At 33.2% G+C, this 19,182-nt stretch carries 18 protein-coding genes; 13 read left to right on the top strand and 5 right to left on the bottom strand.

Annotation, left to right across the window (positions count from 1 at the left end):
* Nucleotides 1-70: 70 nt before the first annotated feature.
* From OLM54_RS01695 to guaA, 4 genes are all read right to left on the bottom strand, one after another.
* On the bottom strand, nt 71-472 hold the full coding sequence (locus OLM54_RS01695; protein ID WP_264536884.1) for an OsmC family protein: 402 nt from the start codon (nt 470-472) through the stop codon (nt 71-73).
* Nucleotides 472-2,577: a LysM peptidoglycan-binding domain-containing protein gene (locus OLM54_RS01690; protein WP_264536883.1), complete on the bottom strand. Its 2,106-nt coding sequence runs from the start codon at nt 2,575-2,577 to the stop codon at nt 472-474. The genes OLM54_RS01695 and OLM54_RS01690 overlap by 1 nt, the downstream gene beginning before the upstream one ends.
* A gap of 97 nt (nt 2,578-2,674) precedes the next feature.
* Nucleotides 2,675-4,597, bottom strand: a complete 1,923-nt coding sequence (locus OLM54_RS01685) for a LysM peptidoglycan-binding domain-containing protein (RefSeq protein ID WP_264536882.1) — start codon at nt 4,595-4,597, stop codon at nt 2,675-2,677.
* 60 nt (nt 4,598-4,657) lie between these two features.
* The gene (guaA, locus tag OLM54_RS01680; RefSeq protein WP_264536881.1) at nt 4,658-6,187 is read right to left on the bottom strand and encodes a glutamine-hydrolyzing GMP synthase; all 1,530 of its coding nucleotides are present in this window, start codon (nt 6,185-6,187) and stop codon (nt 4,658-4,660) included.
* A gap of 255 nt (nt 6,188-6,442) precedes the next feature.
* On the opposite strand from guaA, the gene OLM54_RS01675 reads away from it, so the two are divergent.
* Nucleotides 6,443-6,970, top strand: coding sequence for a hypothetical protein (locus OLM54_RS01675; protein ID WP_264536880.1), 528 nt, complete (start codon nt 6,443-6,445; stop codon nt 6,968-6,970).
* Between the two features lie 466 nt (nt 6,971-7,436).
* Here OLM54_RS01675 and OLM54_RS01670 read toward each other — a convergent pair whose 3' ends face one another.
* Nucleotides 7,437-8,144: a hypothetical protein gene (locus tag OLM54_RS01670; protein ID WP_264536879.1), complete on the bottom strand. Its 708-nt coding sequence runs from the start codon at nt 8,142-8,144 to the stop codon at nt 7,437-7,439.
* A gap of 302 nt (nt 8,145-8,446) precedes the next feature.
* On the opposite strand from OLM54_RS01670, the gene OLM54_RS01665 reads away from it, so the two are divergent.
* The 12 genes from OLM54_RS01665 (at nt 8,447) to aqpZ (ending at nt 19,148) form a co-directional block, all read left to right on the top strand.
* Nucleotides 8,447-9,370, top strand: coding sequence for a J domain-containing protein (locus OLM54_RS01665; RefSeq protein ID WP_264536878.1), 924 nt, complete (start codon nt 8,447-8,449; stop codon nt 9,368-9,370).
* Nucleotides 9,360-9,665 (top strand): chaperone modulator CbpM, encoded by a 306-nt coding sequence (locus tag OLM54_RS01660; protein WP_264536877.1) that lies wholly within the window; start codon nt 9,360-9,362, stop codon nt 9,663-9,665. Before OLM54_RS01665 ends, OLM54_RS01660 begins: the two co-directional genes overlap by 11 nt.
* Before the next feature lie 298 nt (nt 9,666-9,963).
* Nucleotides 9,964-10,347 (top strand): RidA family protein, encoded by a 384-nt coding sequence (locus OLM54_RS01655; RefSeq protein WP_264536876.1) that lies wholly within the window; start codon nt 9,964-9,966, stop codon nt 10,345-10,347.
* 83 nt (nt 10,348-10,430) lie between these two features.
* The gene (locus OLM54_RS01650; RefSeq protein ID WP_264536875.1) at nt 10,431-10,805 is read left to right on the top strand and encodes a hypothetical protein; all 375 of its coding nucleotides are present in this window, start codon (nt 10,431-10,433) and stop codon (nt 10,803-10,805) included.
* An 81-nt stretch (nt 10,806-10,886) separates the two neighbouring features.
* Nucleotides 10,887-12,140, top strand: a complete 1,254-nt coding sequence (locus OLM54_RS01645) for a voltage-gated chloride channel family protein (RefSeq protein WP_264536874.1) — start codon at nt 10,887-10,889, stop codon at nt 12,138-12,140.
* 741 nt (nt 12,141-12,881) lie between these two features.
* Complete coding sequence (locus tag OLM54_RS01640; protein ID WP_264536873.1) at nt 12,882-13,886, top strand: DHH family phosphoesterase; 1,005 nt, start codon at nt 12,882-12,884, stop codon at nt 13,884-13,886.
* Nucleotides 13,887-13,891: 5 nt separating this feature from the next.
* Nucleotides 13,892-14,581: a gliding motility-associated peptidyl-prolyl isomerase GldI gene (gene gldI / locus OLM54_RS01635; RefSeq protein ID WP_264536872.1), complete on the top strand. Its 690-nt coding sequence runs from the start codon at nt 13,892-13,894 to the stop codon at nt 14,579-14,581.
* A gap of 16 nt (nt 14,582-14,597) precedes the next feature.
* Nucleotides 14,598-15,671, top strand: coding sequence for a peptidylprolyl isomerase (locus OLM54_RS01630; RefSeq protein WP_264536871.1), 1,074 nt, complete (start codon nt 14,598-14,600; stop codon nt 15,669-15,671).
* Between the two features lie 51 nt (nt 15,672-15,722).
* Complete coding sequence (locus OLM54_RS01625; RefSeq protein ID WP_264536870.1) at nt 15,723-16,853, top strand: peptidylprolyl isomerase; 1,131 nt, start codon at nt 15,723-15,725, stop codon at nt 16,851-16,853.
* 216 nt (nt 16,854-17,069) lie between these two features.
* Nucleotides 17,070-17,966, top strand: a complete 897-nt coding sequence (locus OLM54_RS01620) for an EamA family transporter (protein ID WP_264536869.1) — start codon at nt 17,070-17,072, stop codon at nt 17,964-17,966.
* A gap of 88 nt (nt 17,967-18,054) precedes the next feature.
* Nucleotides 18,055-18,411, top strand: a complete 357-nt coding sequence (locus OLM54_RS01615) for a MauE/DoxX family redox-associated membrane protein (RefSeq protein WP_264536868.1) — start codon at nt 18,055-18,057, stop codon at nt 18,409-18,411.
* A gap of 29 nt (nt 18,412-18,440) precedes the next feature.
* Nucleotides 18,441-19,148: an aquaporin Z gene (aqpZ, locus tag OLM54_RS01610; protein ID WP_264536867.1), complete on the top strand. Its 708-nt coding sequence runs from the start codon at nt 18,441-18,443 to the stop codon at nt 19,146-19,148.
* Nucleotides 19,149-19,182 lie beyond the last annotated feature (34 nt).

The raw sequence follows: 19,182 nt of genomic DNA, 5'->3' as shown, positions 1-19,182 counted from the left end.
TCGGAAAACAAAAACTTCAAGACATAAAAAAACCATCACTTTCATGATGGTTTTTAATATAAATTATAAACTATTTCCAGTTAAAAGTAATTCGTTTTTCAATCTCCGAATTTAAACTTAAAAACACGGGACAAGTCATTGCCGCGCGTTCCAGAATTGTTTTATTCTTTTCATCGTCAGTTCCGTGCATTTCAAAAACAACTTCAATTGCACCAATTCGTCTTGGTTCAGCATTCATTATTTTAGTCACTTCCGCTGTCGAATCACTTAAATCTATGTTCATATCGCGAGCTTTAATTCCCATAATTGTAAACATACAACTGGCTAAAGCATTGGCAACTGTATCTGTTGGAGAAAAAGCTTCGTCTTTTCCATTATTATCTAATGGTGCATCCGAAATGATTTCACTTCCTGATTGCACATGAATTGATTTTGTTCTTAAATCGCCTAAATAGGTTACTTTTGATGTCATTAATTTGCTACTTTTAAAGTTAAGTCTGAATCGTAATATAAAATGTAAACACCTTTATTTGCGTGTCCTCCATCATCTTTTTTGTAATATTGAAATTTATTGTCAACTTGTTCTGTTGTCATTAAATCTGTCGTTTCCTGATAGGTTTTTCCTTGTACCAAACGCATCATAGTATCAAAAGTAACATCAAAACCACGAGTTGCATACGAATTAGGATTCACTTTATTTTTCAATCTGTATTCTTTTTCAAAGATTAAAACCGGCTGTTCATCACTTTCACGCGTTACCGAAGGATACATTAAATTTAATTTTACCAGATTATCAAAACTAATTTCGTCTGTATCAAGCGTACTGTTTGGCTCTAAAATTACCAGTTGAACCTGACACGATTTTTGCGCATCAATCAAAGCTTTTATAGTCGTTTTGATCATTGCCGTATTTGCCGTTTCCATTACCACATAATTTTGTCTGTTTGGCAATAACAAACTTTTTAAATTTGCTACATCTAAACCTCCGGTTTCAGACAAAGCTGCAAAAACAACACCTTTTTGATTTTGCTTGATATAATTTATAACCGACTCTTTTTTCTTATCTACAACGGCAACAATATTTCCGTTTTTAGCACGCATATAATCAAAAATTGCATTTCTAACGACATCATTTGTTGGTATTGACTGGTATAAATTATCGATTGGATTTGCTGTATCTTTTGATAATGGCGAAATTACAGGCACATTATACAAACGCAATGAATTTGCCGCAGCTTCGGCATTGCTTTGATAAAATGGTCCGATAACCGCATTTGCAGTCTGCAATTTATTCTGTGCAATTAAGCTCGACACATTCGATGTATTTTTCGTTTCCTGCGAATCGTAAATAGCAACATCAATTGGCAATTTTAGAACTTTTGCCGAATCGATCGCCATCATAGCTCCTGAATAAAAATCAAGGGTCATATTCAAAAACTTATCCTTTTTTAAGCGGGTTGCCGTACTTGTTGTATCATTTTGCATTTTAGCAATATTAAAAGGCAGCAACAAAACTACTTTTTTACGTTCTGTTTGTCCTCTTTTCTTAGTTAACTCAACAACTTCCGGATTAACAGAAACCTCTTCAGATTTTACTTTTTCAAGAATCCTGATTCCTCCTCCTGTATTTTCAACTGGCTTATCTGCAGGTTTATCAGCGGGCTTTTCAATCGGTTTCTCAATTGTTTTTTCAACCACTGGTTGTTGTTGTGCCACAATAGGAACTGCCGCTACATATCCGGACGGAACTTTTAAAACCATTCCTTCTTTTACGCCTTCAGAAAGTGATGGATTTAGTTCTGTCAATTCTTCCTGAGTTACATGAAACGTATGTGTCAAACTATAAAAAGTCTCTTTTGGTTTTACCTGATAATCCATATATGTTGTCACTTTTTTAGTAGTTTCAACAGGTTTTTTAGATTCCGCTTTAACAGTATTTTCAACAACTTGTGTTGAAGTTTCTGTTTTAGGAGCCGTACCTTTTATAGTTAATCTGTAACCAACCGGCAAACTTGTTACAATTTCAGGATTACGTTTTTCTAAATCTTCAATCGTAGTTTTATATTGTTTTGCAATCGAATATTTAGTTTCTTTTGCTACAACATCATGATATACATACTTTTCAGGACCAGAAGTTTTAGCCGGTTTATCAGTTTTTGGCATCGATCCTTTTGAAGGAATAACTAGTGTTTGACCAATTTGCAAACCATTGGCAACCAAAAACGGATTTGCTGCTTTTAAAGCTTCATCAGAAACACCGTATTTTTTTTCAATTCCAAATAAAGTTTCTTTTGGCTGTACTTCGTGCGTTTTCTCTTTTCCTGAAACATTGCTTTTATCTGCTTTTGCTACTGATTTTCCGGCAACTGTTGGAATCAACAAAACAGAATTTGGCGAAATTCCGGCACGCGCATCAGGATTTAATGAATAAATATCATAAGGCGTAACCTTAAATTTCTCAGCAATCTGGTTAACGGTTTCTCCACTTAAAACTTTGTATTTTACCACTTTTTCCTGCGAAAATGCCGAACAAGTAATAAAAAAAATGAGAGATAATAGTGCTAAATAATATTTCATAATGAGGCTTAAACAATTTAATTTTTAATTCAAAAAAACAAGATACTAATTTTGGCTAAAGCAAGATTCAGGCCAGTTGTTAATTTTTATCTAATTATTATCTAAGATCAATTTCAGCCTTAGCAATAATGATGTTTTTATATAACTCATCTTCTTCCTTTTTCTTGCATTGATATAAAACTTCTTCCATATTTTCGAACTTATCAGCGTACACATAATAAGAAAGACTGTTTATATTAAAGAAAAAACTAGCGTTAAAATTACCAGAATCGATAAGTTTCATAATAAACTTATCTCTTGGCATTGCATCCGTAAATATACCTAAAACTAAGTAATAGCCATTTGAAACTTCTTTAAGATTATCAAAAACTTCAATCTTGACATTTTTTTCATTTTTAAGCGGATTTTCCTTCAATTCCTGTCTCATTTCTTCTAATGAAACTGATTTCGAAACCGCTTCTGAATTTTCTTTGACTTGATTTTTAATCGCTTCATCCTGATATTTTTTCAGTTTTATCAAAGCCACTTTATCATCAAATTTTCTGGCTTCCATACTATAATAAGAAGCTTTGCTAATGTGACGTTTTATCTCGATTGTTTTTTGAGTATCCAACGAATCAATTTTAGAAATCAGCAATTGATTTTGTGCATCGCCTTTTTCCTGCTCAATTTTATATCTTTTTATTTCGTCAAGCGAAAGTCGTTGCTGCAATCCGGTTTTGTTGTTGTTTTTTTCGCTTTCGCGGATTTTCTTCTTGTATTCCTGATTTTCCTCAACAGTAATTCGCTCTACTTTATTCATTAAACCGGCGTATGCTTTTCGGTTTTCAGCCAGTTCTTTTTTTAGTTGAGACGATAATTCACTCGTTTTTCCGATACTTTCGTATGATTGTTTTTCTAATCGTTTTGATTCGTCAACATTTAAAACATCCATTCTTTTTAATTCCACCAAATCATTATTCATCGTATTGACTAATGAATCTAATTTTGCCATTAAAATTTCCTGCACATTTTTATTGGCTTCTAAAACCAATCTCAGTTTCTCAACAGAATTATCTTTCGAGCCATTCATATCATCCAGGTTAAGTTTCAGATCATTAATTTTTATAATTTTTTGATTCATTTCTTTCTGAACAACCAATCGATCTTTTAAATCTTCCAGTTCAACGGTTTTTGCTTTTGTTTTTTCAACCACAACCTGTTTTTCGGCAAGAGCCAGCATCAATTCTTCGCTTTCGTTTGCCGGTTTTATTTCTTTTGTATTGATGGCTAATTTGTTGCCAACAACCAATCCGTTTACAATTTCAGGATTTTGAGATTCTAACTGATCAATCGAAATTCCGTATTTTTTAGCAATCGAAAATTTGGTTTCTTTTGGTTCAACCACATGAAAAACAGTTTCCTGATTAATTACGCGAACCCTGCCATCAAGCGTTTTTCTTTTGTTTGGAATTGCAATTGTCTGACCAATCTGTAAACCGTTTAAAAGTAAATCTTTATTTAAATTTTCTAAATCCTGAACCGAAACATTATATTGTCTGGCAATGCTAAACAGCGATTCTTTAGCCACAACTAAATGTGTTGCTTTTGAATAAGCAGTAATTTCAGGTTTTGAAGTATTTGAAGTATTTGAAGTATTTTGCGGAATAACTAATTCCTGACCAATCTGAAGTCCGTTGGCAAGAACCGGATTCGCATTTTGAAGTGATTCTACAGAAACATTATATTGTTTAGATAAACCATAAAGGGTTTCTTTTGCACCAACAATATGAGTTGTCTGGTGGTTTTGATTTTGCTTTTCTGCGGAATGAACAGGGATTTTAAGAACTTGATTGTCTTTGATTCCGCTTTGCGATTCTGGGTTGAGTTTGTAAATTTCATCAACAGAAACCTTATATTTTTGGGCAATAAAATAAGCAGTTTCTCCTTTTTGAATTTTGTGTTCAATAATTGAATCTTGCGCAGTTATTTTGTTAAAAGACAAAATAAACACAAGAGAAATTGTTAAAAGTTCTCTCATAAATAGTAGGTTAAAAAATTAAGGCGTTACAAATGTAACGCCTTAATTTGAAAAATAGTACTATTCCCACTCAATTGTTGCAGGTGGTTTTGAACTTATATCGTAAACGACACGATTCACGCCTTTTACCTTATTGATAATGTCATTAGACACTTTCATTAAGAATTCATAAGGCAAATGAACCCAGTCAGCAGTCATTCCGTCTGTAGATTCAACAGCTCTAAGCGCAACTACTTTTTCGTAAGTACGTTCATCGCCCATCACTCCAACAGAATTTACAGGAAGCAAAATTGCTCCAGCCTGCCAAACTTTGTCATATAATCCCCAGGATTTTAATCCGTCGATAAAAACAGCATCAACATCCTGTAAAATTTGAACTTTCTCCGGAGTAATATCTCCTAAAATTCTAATTGATAATCCTGGTCCCGGAAATGGGTGTCTTCCTAGTAATTCAGGATCTATTCCTAAAGTAGCACCAACTCTGCGAACTTCGTCTTTAAACAACATTCTAAGCGGTTCTACAATTTTTAATTTCATATAATCCGGCAAACCGCCCACATTATGGTGCGATTTAATGGTTGCCGATGGTCCTTTTACAGAAACCGATTCGATTACGTCAGGATAAATAGTTCCCTGCGCCAGCCATTTTACGTCTTCGATTAAGTGCGATTCATCATCAAAAACTTCGATAAATACACGACCAATAGTTTTACGTTTGGTTTCAGGATCGCTGATTCCGGCTAATTCGCCTAAGAAACGATCTCCGGCATCTACTCCTTTTACGTTCAATCCCATTCCTTTGTATTGATCTAATACATTTTGGAATTCATTTTTACGAAGTAAACCGTTATTTACGAAAATACAGTACAGGTTTTTACCAATTGCCTGATGTAATAAAACTGCAGCAACAGTAGAATCTACTCCGCCTGAAAGTCCTAAAACAACCTTATCATTTCCTAGTTTCTCTTTTAATTCTCCCACCATTTCTTCAACAAAAGCGTTTGGTGTAAAGTTTTGAGGAACTTCGGCAATTTTTACTAAAAAGTTTTCCAGCATTTTTGATCCATCTGTAGAATGGAAAACTTCCGGATGATATTGAATAGCATAAGTAGTTTCGCCATCAATTTTATAAGCAGCATATTCTACATCATGAGTACTGGCAAGTTTTACAGCATTTGTTGGCAAAGCTTTGATACTATCACTGTGGCTCATCCAAACCTGACTGTTTTCTGAAACTCCGTCAAAGAAAGTTTCACCTTCTTTAATATAAGACAAATTAGCTCTTCCGTATTCTCTGGTGTTCGAAGCTGCTACTTCGCCTCCGCTAAAGTGGGCTAAATATTGCGCTCCATAACAAACTGCCAACATTGGAAGCTTGCCTCGAATTTGGGATAAATCAGGATGTGGAGCGTCTTCTGCACGAACAGAAAATGGGCTTCCGCCTAAAATTACGGCTTTATAAGGTGATAAATCACTAGGGAAGTGATTGTAAGGAAAAATTTCGCAGAATATATTTAATTCGCGAACTCTACGCGCAATAAGCTGTGTATATTGCGATCCGAAATCTAAAATAAGTACGTTGTGTTGCATGCGCAAAAATACTTTTTATATTCGAAATTGAAAAATTGGAACAATGAAAAAAAATATTTTTTTTTCATTGTTCCAATTTTTTAGGTAAAATCCCGAAGTTTCGGGACTGAGTTGCAAAGGTTCAAAGGTTTGAAAATTGTTGATTTGAAAGTTCTTTTTTATTTCTTTGAACCTCTGAGCCTTTGAACCTTTGAACCTCAAAAAAAAAAATCCAACCTTCAAAAAAAAACGTATCTAAGAAAAAAACATTAAAACATGAAATCAAAATTAATTGCCATTACCCTTTTATTATCTCTATTTTTAACTTCTTGTGATGCTGTTGATGATTTATTGTCATTTACAATTTCAAACGAAGCATCGATCAAAATAAAAAGCAACTCTCCAATTAATTTACCTTCGGAAATAATTACACCGGATGTTACCACAAATTCATCGGCTGAATTTAGCAACAATAAAACAAAAGCTAGTTTGGTGAAAGATGTAAAATTAAAATCGCTTCGACTTTCCATTACAAATCCCGACGGAAAGACTTTTGCGTTTTTAAAATCAATTCATTTATATATTTCTACAACTGATTCTGACGAAATAGAATTGGCATATCAGGATAATATTAACGAGACAACTAATACGCTTGATTTAATTAGTACTGATGCAAGACTGGATAAATATATTAAAGCAGATAAATATAAAATCAGAACGCAGGTTACCCTAAAAGAAACCCTTACTCAGGATGTAACAGTAAAAGCAGATATGAAGTTTAAGGTTACAGCGGATCCTTTTTAAAAGATACTTTCTTTAAAAGGTACAAAGATTCAAAGTGACAAAGGTTCAGAGTTTTAAAAAGTGTTGTGGCTTTTTGGATTTTGTTCCTTTGAAACTTTTCTTTAATAAGGTACAAAGATTCAAAGCGACAAAGGTTCAGAGTTCTAAAAGTGTTGTGGCTTTTGGGACTTTGTTCCTTTAAGCTTTATTAAAAGATATAGAGTTACAAAGCGACAAAGGTTCAGAGTTTTAAAAAGTGTTGTGGCTTTTTAGGCTTTGTTCCTTTGAAACTTTTCTTTAATAAGGTACAAAGATTCAAAGCGACAAAGGTTCAGAGTTCTAAAAGTGTTGTGGCTTTTTGGGCTTTGTTCCTTTAAGCTTTATTAAAAGATATAGAGTTACAAAGCGACAAAGGTTCAGAGTTTTAAAAAGTGTTGTGGCTTTTGGGCTTTGTTCCTTTGAACCTTTGCCTCTTTGAACCTAAAAACTACTCTTTCGTAACAACAATCGAAGCCTTAAAACCTGCTGCAAGATTGTTCCAATAGTCATTGGTTATTAATGCCCCTTTATCATCATAAACCTGAATTTCGGCAGTATTTCCGCCTAAAGTTCCGATGTTTAAAGCCTCAAAATCTAATTTATTAAAACCATTCGCCAGATTAATTTTTACCTGCTTAAAGTTCGCATCCAAAAATAATTCATTTACAATAATTTTATCATTACATGAAACTCTAACCAAATCGCCATCGATGGCGCCAAAATCCCTGAATTTTACAATAAAATATTCTGACTTTGTTTTAAAATCTCCAAGCGAAATATTTTTCTTAACCAACTCTCCCCTTCCTTCTTTAAGACCTGCGTCTCTTAAAGCTTTATCCAATTCTTTCTCCATTTTTGGCACATAACGATCACCCGGATTGGCAAAATCAGTTTCTGTTGACATTGTGAATTTGCTTTTTTCTTCTCCAATCTGAAGTTTTGATTTTGGAGTTATACTTGTATTGTCAAAAACGTTAGGTGTTTTTATACCCGGCATATCTGCATTCTCGCCCTGCGGATCTTTTACTTCTGGAATTTTCTTTGGTTTTGCACTAAACTTTGGTGCGGGAATACTCTTGAATTTAGTACTAAATTCAGTTTGTGCTGATACAGTTGCAGCAGTGAAAAATAATATGAAAAATAAAATATGCTTCATTGAAAAAGTATTATCGAATCGGCTTTGAAAATTTTATGAAATCAAAAGTATAGCAAAGCAAAAATAACATAATTTAGTTTGGCTCTACAACTTTAAGACTTTTATAACAATATATTAGGCTAATTTTTGGAAAACAAAAAACCTGCCAATTATCAAATAAATTGCAATAAAAAACAATAAAAATTTCAAGAACTTATCTAAACACAACTATTTTCCCATTTAAAAAACCGACATCCTTTTGATAATTACCAACTTATTCACTAACTTCAAGGTTTTAATTTACTTCATTAAAAACATAGAAAATGGATTATATCGACTATTATAAAACATTAGATGTTACAAAATCAGCCACTGAAGCTGAGATCAAGAAAGCATATCGAAAACTGGCAAGAAAATACCATCCTGATTTGAATCCGAATGATAAAGAAGCAGAGAAAAAATTCAAGGAAATCAACGAAGCCAATGAAGTTTTGAGCAATCCTGAAAATCGAAAAAAATACGATAAATACGGAAAAGACTGGAAACACGCCGACGAATTCGAGAAAGCAGATTACGACCCAAACCAACAGCAATATTCAAGACAACAACAAGGCAATCAAGACTTTTCTGGTTTTGGCGGAGGCGATTTCTCAGGAAGTGACTTTTCTGATTTCTTCAATTCGATGTATGGATCTGCAGGAAGAAGTTCCAGAAGTCAGGCAAAATACAGAGGTCAGGATTTTAATGCCGAATTGCAATTAGATCTTGCTTCGGCTTACACGACCCAAAAACAAAATCTTGCTGTAAACGGAAAAAATATTCGTATTACGATTCCTGCCGGTGTCGAAAACGGACAAATTATAAAAATTCCCGGACATGGCGGACCCGGCGCAAATGGCGGTCCAAATGGTGATTTGTATATTACTTTTAATATCGAAAATAATTCTGATTTTAAACGAGAAGGAAATAATCTGTATTCAGATGTTGATCTTGATTTGTATACTGCGATTTTAGGCGGAGAAATTTATGTAAACACTTTTGATGGAAAAGTAAAAATTAAAGTTCCCGAAGAAACCCAAACCGGAACAAAGGTTAAACTGAAAGGAAAAGGATTTCCAATCTATAAAAAAGAGAATCAATTTGGTGATTTATACATTACTTATAAGGTAAAAACGCCAACAAAATTATCTCAAAAAGAAAAAGATTTATTTGCAGAATTAGCTAAAATTAGAAATCATGAGCAGTAAAAATTTAATCCAGATAAAACAATTTTGTATCTATCACGAAATTGAAAATACGTTTATAACAGAGTTGAATAATTATGGTTTGGTTGAAATTATTATTCAGGAAGAAGATCAATATTTACAGCCGGAACAATTGCCTGCGATCGAAAAAATGATTCGTTTGCATTATGATCTTAAAATAAATTTAGAAGGAATTGACGCCATTTATCATTTGCTGAATAAAATTGAAACTTTACAGCAAAATTTAACGGCAACGCAAAATAAACTGCGTCTTTTTGAACAGCATCAAATTGAATAAGAAGCTAAAATTTTAATTCTTTATTGAAAAAAACTTGCCATAGATCTCACAGATTAAAATGATTTTGCTGTAACTTTTTTTGCTACAATTTTCCAAATAATAATCCTTAAAATCATTTTAATCTGTGGCAAAAAAAACAAACTCAACGATTCAAAATATCACAAAAAAGAATCATTTGCAGTATGATTTCAAATAAAATTTCCTCTTTTTCAGTTACATATTTTATAAATTGCAACAGAATTTAACTAACCTGAATTTGTTTTTAAAATGATAAAACAATTCAAAAAAACACAATAAAATGAAAAGAGAAAACATTCTGACAGGATCACCATGGGAAGATAAAATGGGATATTGCCGTGCCGTAAGAATTGGTAATATCATCGAAGTTTCTGGAACTGTGGCAATTGTTGATGGCGAAAAAGTAAAAGCCGATGATGCGTATGCTCAGACTTATAATATTCTTGAACGTGTTGAAAAAGTTTTAGAAGATTTAAATGTAGCAATGAAAGATGTAATCAGAACCCGTATTTTTACCACTAATATTTCCACTTTTGAAGATGTTGCAAGAGCACATTCTGCCTTTTTTAAAGATGTAAAACCTACAACCGGTTTCTATGAAATAAGCAAACTTGTCGCTCCTGAATATTTAGTTGAAATTGAATTTACAGCTGTTGTACAATAATTTTTTTAGCCACAAATTTGCTTTAAATCAAAAAAGTCAAATCTAATTATTAAAAGCTTTTCACAACTTGTGAAACAAACATAATGAGAAATATTATATTTTTACTTTTCTTACTTATAAAAGTAAGTAGTTATTCACAAGAAAAAAAATGTTCCGATTTTAAAAACGGAACATTTAAGTATAAAAATCCTGCTTATAAAAATTTTATTGTAATTAGAAATGGTAATTTACAAACAGAAGAAGATAAATCAAGAAAATTATTACTTGAAGGTTCTGTACAATGGGTCTCAGAATGCCAATACATTCTAACTTATACAAAAATTAATTTACCTACATTAAAAAATTTAATTGGGCAAAAGGTATTTGTTACAATTAATAAAATTGAAAACAATAAAATAAATTGTTTATCAAAGATGAATGACAAATCATTAGATCTTGAAATGATCAAAATTAAATAATTATCAATGTTTAACTACATTTGATTATAATTGTATTTGATACATCAGTGTAATTCGTGGCAAAAAAACTTTTTATAATTAATGACTTCTCAAAAATTAAAAAAAATATTCCTTACAACTTTCAAATGGATTTTGATCTGTGTTTTGATTGGTATTTTGTCCGGATCAGCGTCTGCTTTTTTTTTAGTTTCGCTTGAATTTGTTACACAATTTAGAATTCATCACGAATGGATTATCTGGCTTTTGCCTTTCGGCGGATTGTTAATTGGGTTTAGTTACTATTATTGGGGAGAATCTGTTGTAAAAGGCAATAATTTATTGCTCGAAGAATACGAAAATCCTAAAAAAGTAATTCCGTTTAAAATGGCACCTTTGGTTCTTTTCGGGACTTTAATTACCCATTTATTTGGAGGTTCGGCAGGCCGCGAAGGAACGGCAGTACAAATGGGCGGCGCAATTGCAGATCAATTTACAAGAATTTTCAAATTAGATAATTCCGAAAGAAAAATTCTCATTATCCTCGGAATCAGTGCCGGTTTTGCATCGGTTTTTGGAACTCCTTTAGCAGGCGCTATTTTTGCTTTAGAAGTTTTATATTTTAGTGAAAATAAATCCCGAAGCTTCAGGACAAGTAGTATTATTTTATCGTTTTTAGTGGCATACGCAGCTTATTTTACGGTAGAATTCTGGCAGGTAAAACACACACATTACAGCATTCCTGAAATTCCTGAAATCAGTTTACAAACTATAGTTTATACCATTATTGTTGGAATTTTATCTGGTTTTTCCGCTTTATTATTCTCAAGAAGTACACATTTTTGGGGTTCCCTTTTTTCAAAAATTAAATATCCGCCTTTACGACCATTTATTGGCGGAATCATTTTAGCAATTGCGATTGCAGGTTTTGGCTTTACAAAATTCTCAGGATTAGGCGTTCCTGTAATTGTCGATTCATTCTCAAATGCAAATCCTTGGTATGATTTTTTACTTAAAATATTATTTACCGGATTTACTTTAGGCGCCGGTTTTAAAGGTGGAGAAGTTACTCCGTTATTTTTTGTAGGTGCTACTTTAGGAAGCGCATTATCCTTAATTATTCCAATGCCAATTGCACTTTTGGCAGGTTTAGGTTTTGTAGCTGTATTTTCGGGCGCAACCCACACTCCTATCGCCTGCACTGTTATGGGAATGGAATTATTCGGATTTCAACCCGGAATTTTTATTGCAATAGCCTGTACAATAGCCTATTTTTCATCAGGTTCTGTTGGAATCTATAAATCACAAATAGTAAAAGGAGCTAAATTTAAGTTATACCAAAAATGGCCTTTAAGTTAGTTTTTAGTTTTTAGTCGCAGTTTTCAGTCGCAGTTTTCAGTGGCAGTCACAGTCACAATCGCAGTCACAGTTTTCAGCTTTAAACGGTAATTCCAATCACAATTTTAAATTCTAAATTCCAAAAAGAAAAAATCCGTTTAAATCCGCGTTTTCGCTTTAGCGAATCCGTTTCATCCGCGTAATTATTTCACAATTCAAATCATCAAATAAAAAATTTCAAATCCATAATTCATATCAATGGATTAATCCCGAAGCTTCGGAACATCGCTACAAAATAAATCGTTCCTCCGGAATTACAAACCACCGATTAGCTAATATCCAAAATAAAAAATCCGTTTAAATCCGCGTTTTCGCTTTAGCGAATCCGTTTCATCCGCGTCATTATTTCACAATTCAAATCATCAAATAACAAATTTCAAATCCATAATTCATATCAACGGATTAATCCCGAAGCTTCGGAACATCGCTACAAAATATATCGTTCCTCCGGAATTACAAACCACCGATTAGCTAATATCCAAATAAAAAAAACATATAAATCCGCGTTTTCGCTTTAGCGAATCCGTTTCATCCACGCATATTTTTTATTTTCAAAGTCAATACAATTTCAAATACTAAAACCGCAATCAAAAACTAAGACTGAAAACTGAAAGCCATAACTAAAAACTAACAACTTATAAAAGTGTGTTAATCTGAAAAATGATTTCAACATTACATTAAAAAAATGTAAATTCGCACACTATGAAAATACAAGATATTCAAGCGATACAATTGTTGCTCGCAACCCCAAAGAAAATCGCCATAATTCCGCACAGAGGTCCTGATGGTGACGCCATGGGTTCTACGTTAGGTTTGTACCACTTTTTATTAAAAAACAATCATCAGCCAACGGTGATTGCTCCTAATGATTTTCCTGATTTCTTAGCTTGGTTACCAGGTTCTGAAACCGTAAAAATATTTGAAAAAGACACTGAAAACTGCACGAAAATATTAGAAGAAGCAGAGATAATTTTCACACTTGACTTTAATGCTTTTCATCGTACAGGCGAAATGGAACATACTTTAGCAAAACTAAAAGCTCCGTTTATCATGATCGATCATCATCAAAAACCTGATGATTATGCCATGTATATGTACTCTGATACTTCTTTTGGGTCAACTTGTGAAATGGTTTATAACTTCATTTCATTTTTAGACAAAAAACAAGATTTAGACAAAACTATTGCAACTTGTATTTATACCGGAATATTGACTGATTCAGGTTCATTTCGTTTTCCGGGAACAACAGGAAACACACATCGTATTATTGCAGAATTGATAGATCTTGGCGTTGAAAATACCCAAATTCCGGTGCTGTTATTTGACAATAGTTCTTACAGCCGTTTGCAATTATTAGGTCGCGCGTTACAAAACATGAAGGTTTTTGACGAATATAAAACCTCTTATACGACACTTACACAGGCAGAGTTAGATTCTTTTCATTACGTAAAAGGCGATACCGAAGGAATTGTTAATTATGGATTAAGTATAAAAGGAATCTGTTTTACTGCTATTTTTATAGAAAATAGAGACGAAAATATTATCAAAATATCTTTCCGTTCGCAAGGTGGATTTGATGTAAATCAATTTGCAAGAGATCATTTTAATGGCGGAGGTCACAGCAATGCTGCTGGCGGAAGATCTGACGTTTCTATGGAAGAAACGGTGAGAAAATTTGAAGATCTAGTAACAAAACTAAAAATATAACCCAAATGAACTACTTAAAACTAAGCATTTACACCCTACTTTTTGCTGTTTTATTGGTTAGCTGCAAACAACATGAAGAAGCCAGAAGACCTATTTCGAGATCTTCGGGATCTTTCATGAAAAAATCAGCTGATCGAAATAAAAAACTGGTTGCCAGTGAAGAAGATGTTATTAAAAAAATCATCAAAAGCAATCCGAAAGTAAAATATTATGCCACCAGAAAAGGATATTGGCTTTCGTATGATGAAAAAAATACAACCGATACTAAAACCCCAAGAAAAGGAGATATTGCTTATTTTAATTTAGAAGTAAAAGATATTGAAGGTAAAATAATTTATTCTGAAGCAGAACTTGGTCCACAGACTTATTATGTAGACAAACAGGATATCATGATGGGATTGCGCGACGGTATTAAATTGATGCACAAAAACGAAACTGTGACTTTCTTGTTTCCGTCACATATTGCATACGGATATCACGGAGATAACAAAAAAATTGGAACAAACGAATCGCTGATTTGTACTGTTACACTTCGCAATTTTGTACCAGATCCGGCTGCTGCTACAACTACAACAACAACTCCTGCTACTACAGGCACAACTGCAGCTGCAACAAAAAATCCATCGGTTCAACCAACAAAACCTGTAGTTAAAAAAGCTGCAGCTGAAATTAAAAAAGATACTGTAAAACCATAAAAACAACATTTAAAAAATGAAAAAAAGTATTGTACTATTACTATTAGCCGTTTCTTCATTATATTCTTGTAAAGACGAGCACAGCAATTTACCTGATGGTTTATATGCTGATATTGAAACCAATAAAGGGCATATTATTGTTGAATTAGATTATAAAAAAGCACCAATAACTGTTGCCAATTTTGTAACTCTAGCCGAAGGAAAAAATGAATTTGTTACAAAAGAATACCTTAAAGGCAAGCCTTTTTTTGATGGATTAAAGTTTCACAGAGTTATCGAAGATTTCATGATTCAGACCGGAGATCCGGAAGGAACAGGTTCTGGAGATGCAGGATATAAATTTAAAGATGAATTTACAGATTTAAAATTTGACAAAGCAGGTGTTTTGGCAATGGCCAATAATGGTCCGGGAACAAACAGCAGTCAGTTTTTTATCACACATGTTGAAACACCTTGGTTAAACGGAAAACATACCATTTTTGGACATGTGGTCGAAAAAGGACAAGAAGTTGTAAATCAGGTAAAACAAGACGATAAAATTGTTACCGTTACTATTATCAGAAATGGTGAAGCTGCTAAAAAGTTTGATGCCGGAAAAGTATTTCATGATTATTTTTCGGATATAGCTAAAGAACAAAGCAAATTTGCCGGAGTTCAAAAAGAAAAAATAGAGTATTATGCCGCTCAAAAAGCAAAAGCAACTAAAACTTCAACTGGTTTAGAATATGTGATTACTGAAAAAGGAACAGGAAAAAAACCTGCCATTGGAACGCAATTATACATTCATTACGCAGGATTTTTAGAAAACGGAACTTTGTTTGATACAAGCCTTGAAGATGTAGCAAAAACGTTTGGAAAATTTGATCCTGCAAGAGCCGAAGCAAAAGCATACACACCAATTCCTTTTCAGGCAGGTAAAAAAGACGGTATGATTCCGGGATTTATTGAAGGAATCGAAAAACTTTCTTTTGGAGATAAAGCCGTTCTTTTTATTCCATCGCATTTAGCTTATGGCGCAACAGGAGCCGGAGGAGTTATCCCACCAAATGCTAATATTATTTTTGAAGTACAATTATTAGAAAAACCGTAATAATATTCCTATTTTTGGCGATATTATTACAGACCTAAAATTCTATACACAATGAAATTTAAATTTCTATTTTTATTTTGCCTTGCAATAATCAATATTCAGGCACAAACAACGAAAAAACCAGTTGCTAAAAAACCAACTACAACAAAAGCAGTGGCGCAATCAAATCCTAACGAAGGAATTTTTGCTACTATTTCTACAACTAAAGGCGATATCGTTTTGTCTTTAGAATATGTAAAAGCTCCCGTTACTGTAGCTAACTTTATTTCTTTGGCAGAAGGTACAAACCCGAATGTAAAAGTGGAAAGACTGAAAGGAAAACCTTTTTACGACGGATTAAAATTTCACAGAGTTATCAATGATTTCATGATTCAGGGTGGAGATCCTGACGGAAACGGTTCCGGAGGTCCGGGATTTTCATTTAAAGATGAATTTGTAGAAGAATTAAAATTTGAGAAAGGCGGCGTTTTGGCAATGGCAAATTCAGGTCCTGCAACAAACGGAAGTCAATTCTTTATCACGCATAAAGAAACACCTTGGTTAAACGGAAAACACACCATTTTTGGTCATGTAGTTTCAGGAATGGACAATGTGAATAAAATTGTTCAGGATGATATCATGACAAAAATTACCATTACGCGTAAAGGTGCAGCGGCTAAAAAATTCGATGCCGTAAAAGTTTTAGCTGATGATGTAAAAAAAGAAGAAGCTAAAAAAGAAGAAGCTAAAAAAGTAATTACGGCAAAAGCGGCTTATTTTGCTGCAACAAAAGCCAAAGCAACTGCAACTGCTTCCGGTTTAAAATATGTTATAACACAAAAAGGAACCGGTGTAAAAGGAGCTGAAGGATCTGCAATTTTTTTCCATTACGCAGGATATTTTGAAGACGGAAATCTTTTTGACAGCAGCATGGCAAGTGTAGCAAAAGCATATGGTAAATATGATGCAAACCGTGATGCTCAAAAAGGATATCAGGCTTTTCCTTTTACTGTTGGTAAAAAAGACGGTATGATTCCCGGCTTTTTAGAAGCATTAGATATGATGACAGATGGCGAAAAAGCAATATTCTTTCTTCCTGCAAACCTGGCTTATGGAGAAAAAGGTGCCGGAGGAGTAATTCCGCCAAACGCAACTTTAGTTTTCGAAATAGAAACTTATAAAAATCAGCCTGTTGTAAAATAATTTTTTCAGCAGATAAAATTTCAACCCGTCAAATTATTTTTTTTGACGGGTTTTTTATTTTTAAGAAACAACCCAATTCTGTCAAATTCACAATTTTAGATTTTAAATAACACCTAAAACAATAACTCTATTAATGTTTATAGTGGTTTACTATTAAATCCCAAATAAAATAGCTTACCTTTGCCGGCTTTTATTTTTTAATCTAAACAAATTAAGATGTCACAAAACAACGTATTAAAGGGAGTATTTTTAGTTGCAATTGGAGCTACAACTTACGGAATGTTGGCCACTTTTGTAAAAATGGCTTATTCAGAAGGATATACAACTGCCGAAGTAACTACATCTCAATTTGTATTAGGAATTATTGGTGTTTTATTAATTAATGTATTTCAAAAAATAAAACATAAAGACAATGTTGTAAAAGCAACTTCAAAAAACATATTTAGTTTAATGCTTGCCGGAACTTCATTAGGAATGACAAGTTTATTCTATTATCTGGCAGTAAAATATATTCCTGTTTCAATTGGTATTGTTCTATTAATGCAAACCGTTTGGATGGGTGTTTTACTAGAAATGATTCTGGAAAAAAAATTACCATCCAAACAAAAAGTGATTGCCGTATTTATTGTTTTGATTGGAACTGTTTTGGCAACCAATATTATCAATAACGATATCAAACTGGATTGGCGAGGAATTGCCTGGGGAATAATGGCAGCAGCATCTTTTACGACTACAATGTTTACAGCAAATCGTGTAGCTACAGAAATTTCATCTGCTCAACGTAGTTTATACATGCTTTTGGGAGGCGCAATAATCGTATTTTCTTTCGCATTTTCTACTCAGACAACCACTTTTGATCTTACCATTTTCATGAAGTGGGGAATTATTCTGGCATTATTTGGAACTATAATTCCGCCAATGCTTATGAATGCCGGATTTCCTCTTACCGGAATTGGTTTGGGAAGTATCGTTTCGGCACTTGAATTACCAGTTTCTGTTATGATGGCATATATCTTATTGAACGAAAAAGTTATCTTTTTACAATGGGTTGGAATTGTTCTGATTATTCTGGCTATTATTATAATGAACATAAATTTCAAACGAAAAAATTAACACAAATTATATTCTGTTAAAAATAACATACTTATAATTCAATATTTGTTAATTTTTTTCCTACTTTCGTGGTAAACAATTATATATCATGAATTTACCCTGGCATTTATATCTGATGGCTTTTCTTTACATAATTGCTGGAATCAATCATTTCAAAAATCCCGGAATGTATATCAGAATCATTCCGCCCTATCTGCCAAACCCCAAATTATTAAATATTTTAAGTGGAGCTGCCGAAATCATTTTAGGTATTCTCTTAATTGTTCCTTTTACAACACATTTTGCCGCTTGGGGAATTATAGCATTACTAATTGCTGTTTTTCCTGCAAATGTTTATATGTTTTGTAAGAAAAAAAGGAGTTTTTCTTTGTTAAAAGTAATTTTATTAATACGTTTGCCTTTACAAATTGTATTGATTTTTTGGGCATACCAATATACCCTTTAACAAACAATCTTTAATTTAAATTATTTATTATGAAAAAATTATTTGCAGAGTTCTTCGGAACTTATTGGCTGGTTTTTGGTGGTTGCGGAAGTGCAATTTTTGCAGCCGGATTTCCAGAATTGGGAATTGGATTTGCAGGCGTTGCATTAGCATTTGGTTTAACTGTTTTAACAATGGCGTATGCTGTTGGTCATATTTCAGGCGGGCACTTTAATCCTGCTGTTTCGTTTGGTTTATGGGCAGGAGGAAGATTCCCTGCTAAAGATCTTGCACCCTATATTATAGCGCAGTGTATTGGTGCTATAGCTGCTGCAGGAACATTATACACAATTGCATCAGGAAAAGCAGGTTTTGTTATTGATGCTACAAAAGCAGGAGCTTTTGCTTCAAACGGTTTTGGTGCTTTTTCTCCCGATGGATATTCTTTAGCAGCCGCTTTTATCGCTGAATTTGTACTGACATTATTTTTCTTATTGATTATTTTAGGAGCTACAGATAAGTTTGCAAATGGAAGATTTGCAGGTATTGCCATTGGTTTAGCATTAACTTTAATTCATCTTATTAGTATTCCTATCACAAATACATCGGTAAATCCGGCAAGATCATTATCTCAGGCTGTATTTGTTGGTGGAGAACCATTATCTCAGGTTTGGTTATTTTGGGCAGCACCTATTCTTGGAGCAATAGTGGCAGGATTTATATACAAAACACTTTTACAAAATCATAACGAAGCGTAAAGAACACTTCATAACATAACATAATTAAAATTTA

The organism is Flavobacterium sp. N1736 (genome assembly GCF_025947065.1).
In the GTDB taxonomy this organism is placed as follows: domain Bacteria; phylum Bacteroidota; class Bacteroidia; order Flavobacteriales; family Flavobacteriaceae; genus Flavobacterium.
The sequence above is the reverse complement of the archived record's forward strand: the minus strand, read 5'-3'. Positions and strand labels throughout refer to the sequence as shown.

Bases quoted from the DNA above. Each gene is read 5' to 3' on its own strand.
- aqpZ (WP_264536867.1), top strand. From the start codon at position 18,441: ATGAAAAAATTATTTGCAGAGTTCTTCGGAACTTATTGGCTGGTTTTT.
- OLM54_RS01625 (WP_264536870.1), top strand. From the start codon at position 15,723: ATGAAATTTAAATTTCTATTTTTATTTTGCCTTGCAATAATCAATATT.
- gldI (WP_264536872.1), top strand. From the start codon at position 13,892: ATGAACTACTTAAAACTAAGCATTTACACCCTACTTTTTGCTGTTTTA.
- OLM54_RS01665 (WP_264536878.1), top strand. From the start codon at position 8,447: ATGGATTATATCGACTATTATAAAACATTAGATGTTACAAAATCAGCC.
- OLM54_RS01690 (WP_264536883.1), bottom strand. From the start codon at position 2,577: ATGAAATATTATTTAGCACTATTATCTCTCATTTTTTTTATTACTTGT.
- OLM54_RS01630 (WP_264536871.1), top strand. From the start codon at position 14,598: ATGAAAAAAAGTATTGTACTATTACTATTAGCCGTTTCTTCATTATAT.
- guaA (WP_264536881.1), bottom strand. From the start codon at position 6,187: ATGCAACACAACGTACTTATTTTAGATTTCGGATCGCAATATACACAG.
- OLM54_RS01615 (WP_264536868.1), top strand. From the start codon at position 18,055: ATGAATTTACCCTGGCATTTATATCTGATGGCTTTTCTTTACATAATT.
- OLM54_RS01685 (WP_264536882.1), bottom strand. From the start codon at position 4,597: ATGAGAGAACTTTTAACAATTTCTCTTGTGTTTATTTTGTCTTTTAAC.
- OLM54_RS01695 (WP_264536884.1), bottom strand. From the start codon at position 472: ATGACATCAAAAGTAACCTATTTAGGCGATTTAAGAACAAAATCAATT.
- OLM54_RS01655 (WP_264536876.1), top strand. From the start codon at position 9,964: ATGAAAAGAGAAAACATTCTGACAGGATCACCATGGGAAGATAAAATG.
- OLM54_RS01650 (WP_264536875.1), top strand. From the start codon at position 10,431: ATGAGAAATATTATATTTTTACTTTTCTTACTTATAAAAGTAAGTAGT.
- OLM54_RS01645 (WP_264536874.1), top strand. From the start codon at position 10,887: ATGACTTCTCAAAAATTAAAAAAAATATTCCTTACAACTTTCAAATGG.
- OLM54_RS01640 (WP_264536873.1), top strand. From the start codon at position 12,882: ATGAAAATACAAGATATTCAAGCGATACAATTGTTGCTCGCAACCCCA.
- OLM54_RS01670 (WP_264536879.1), bottom strand. From the start codon at position 8,144: ATGAAGCATATTTTATTTTTCATATTATTTTTCACTGCTGCAACTGTA.
- OLM54_RS01675 (WP_264536880.1), top strand. From the start codon at position 6,443: ATGAAATCAAAATTAATTGCCATTACCCTTTTATTATCTCTATTTTTA.
- OLM54_RS01660 (WP_264536877.1), top strand. From the start codon at position 9,360: ATGAGCAGTAAAAATTTAATCCAGATAAAACAATTTTGTATCTATCAC.
- OLM54_RS01620 (WP_264536869.1), top strand. From the start codon at position 17,070: ATGTCACAAAACAACGTATTAAAGGGAGTATTTTTAGTTGCAATTGGA.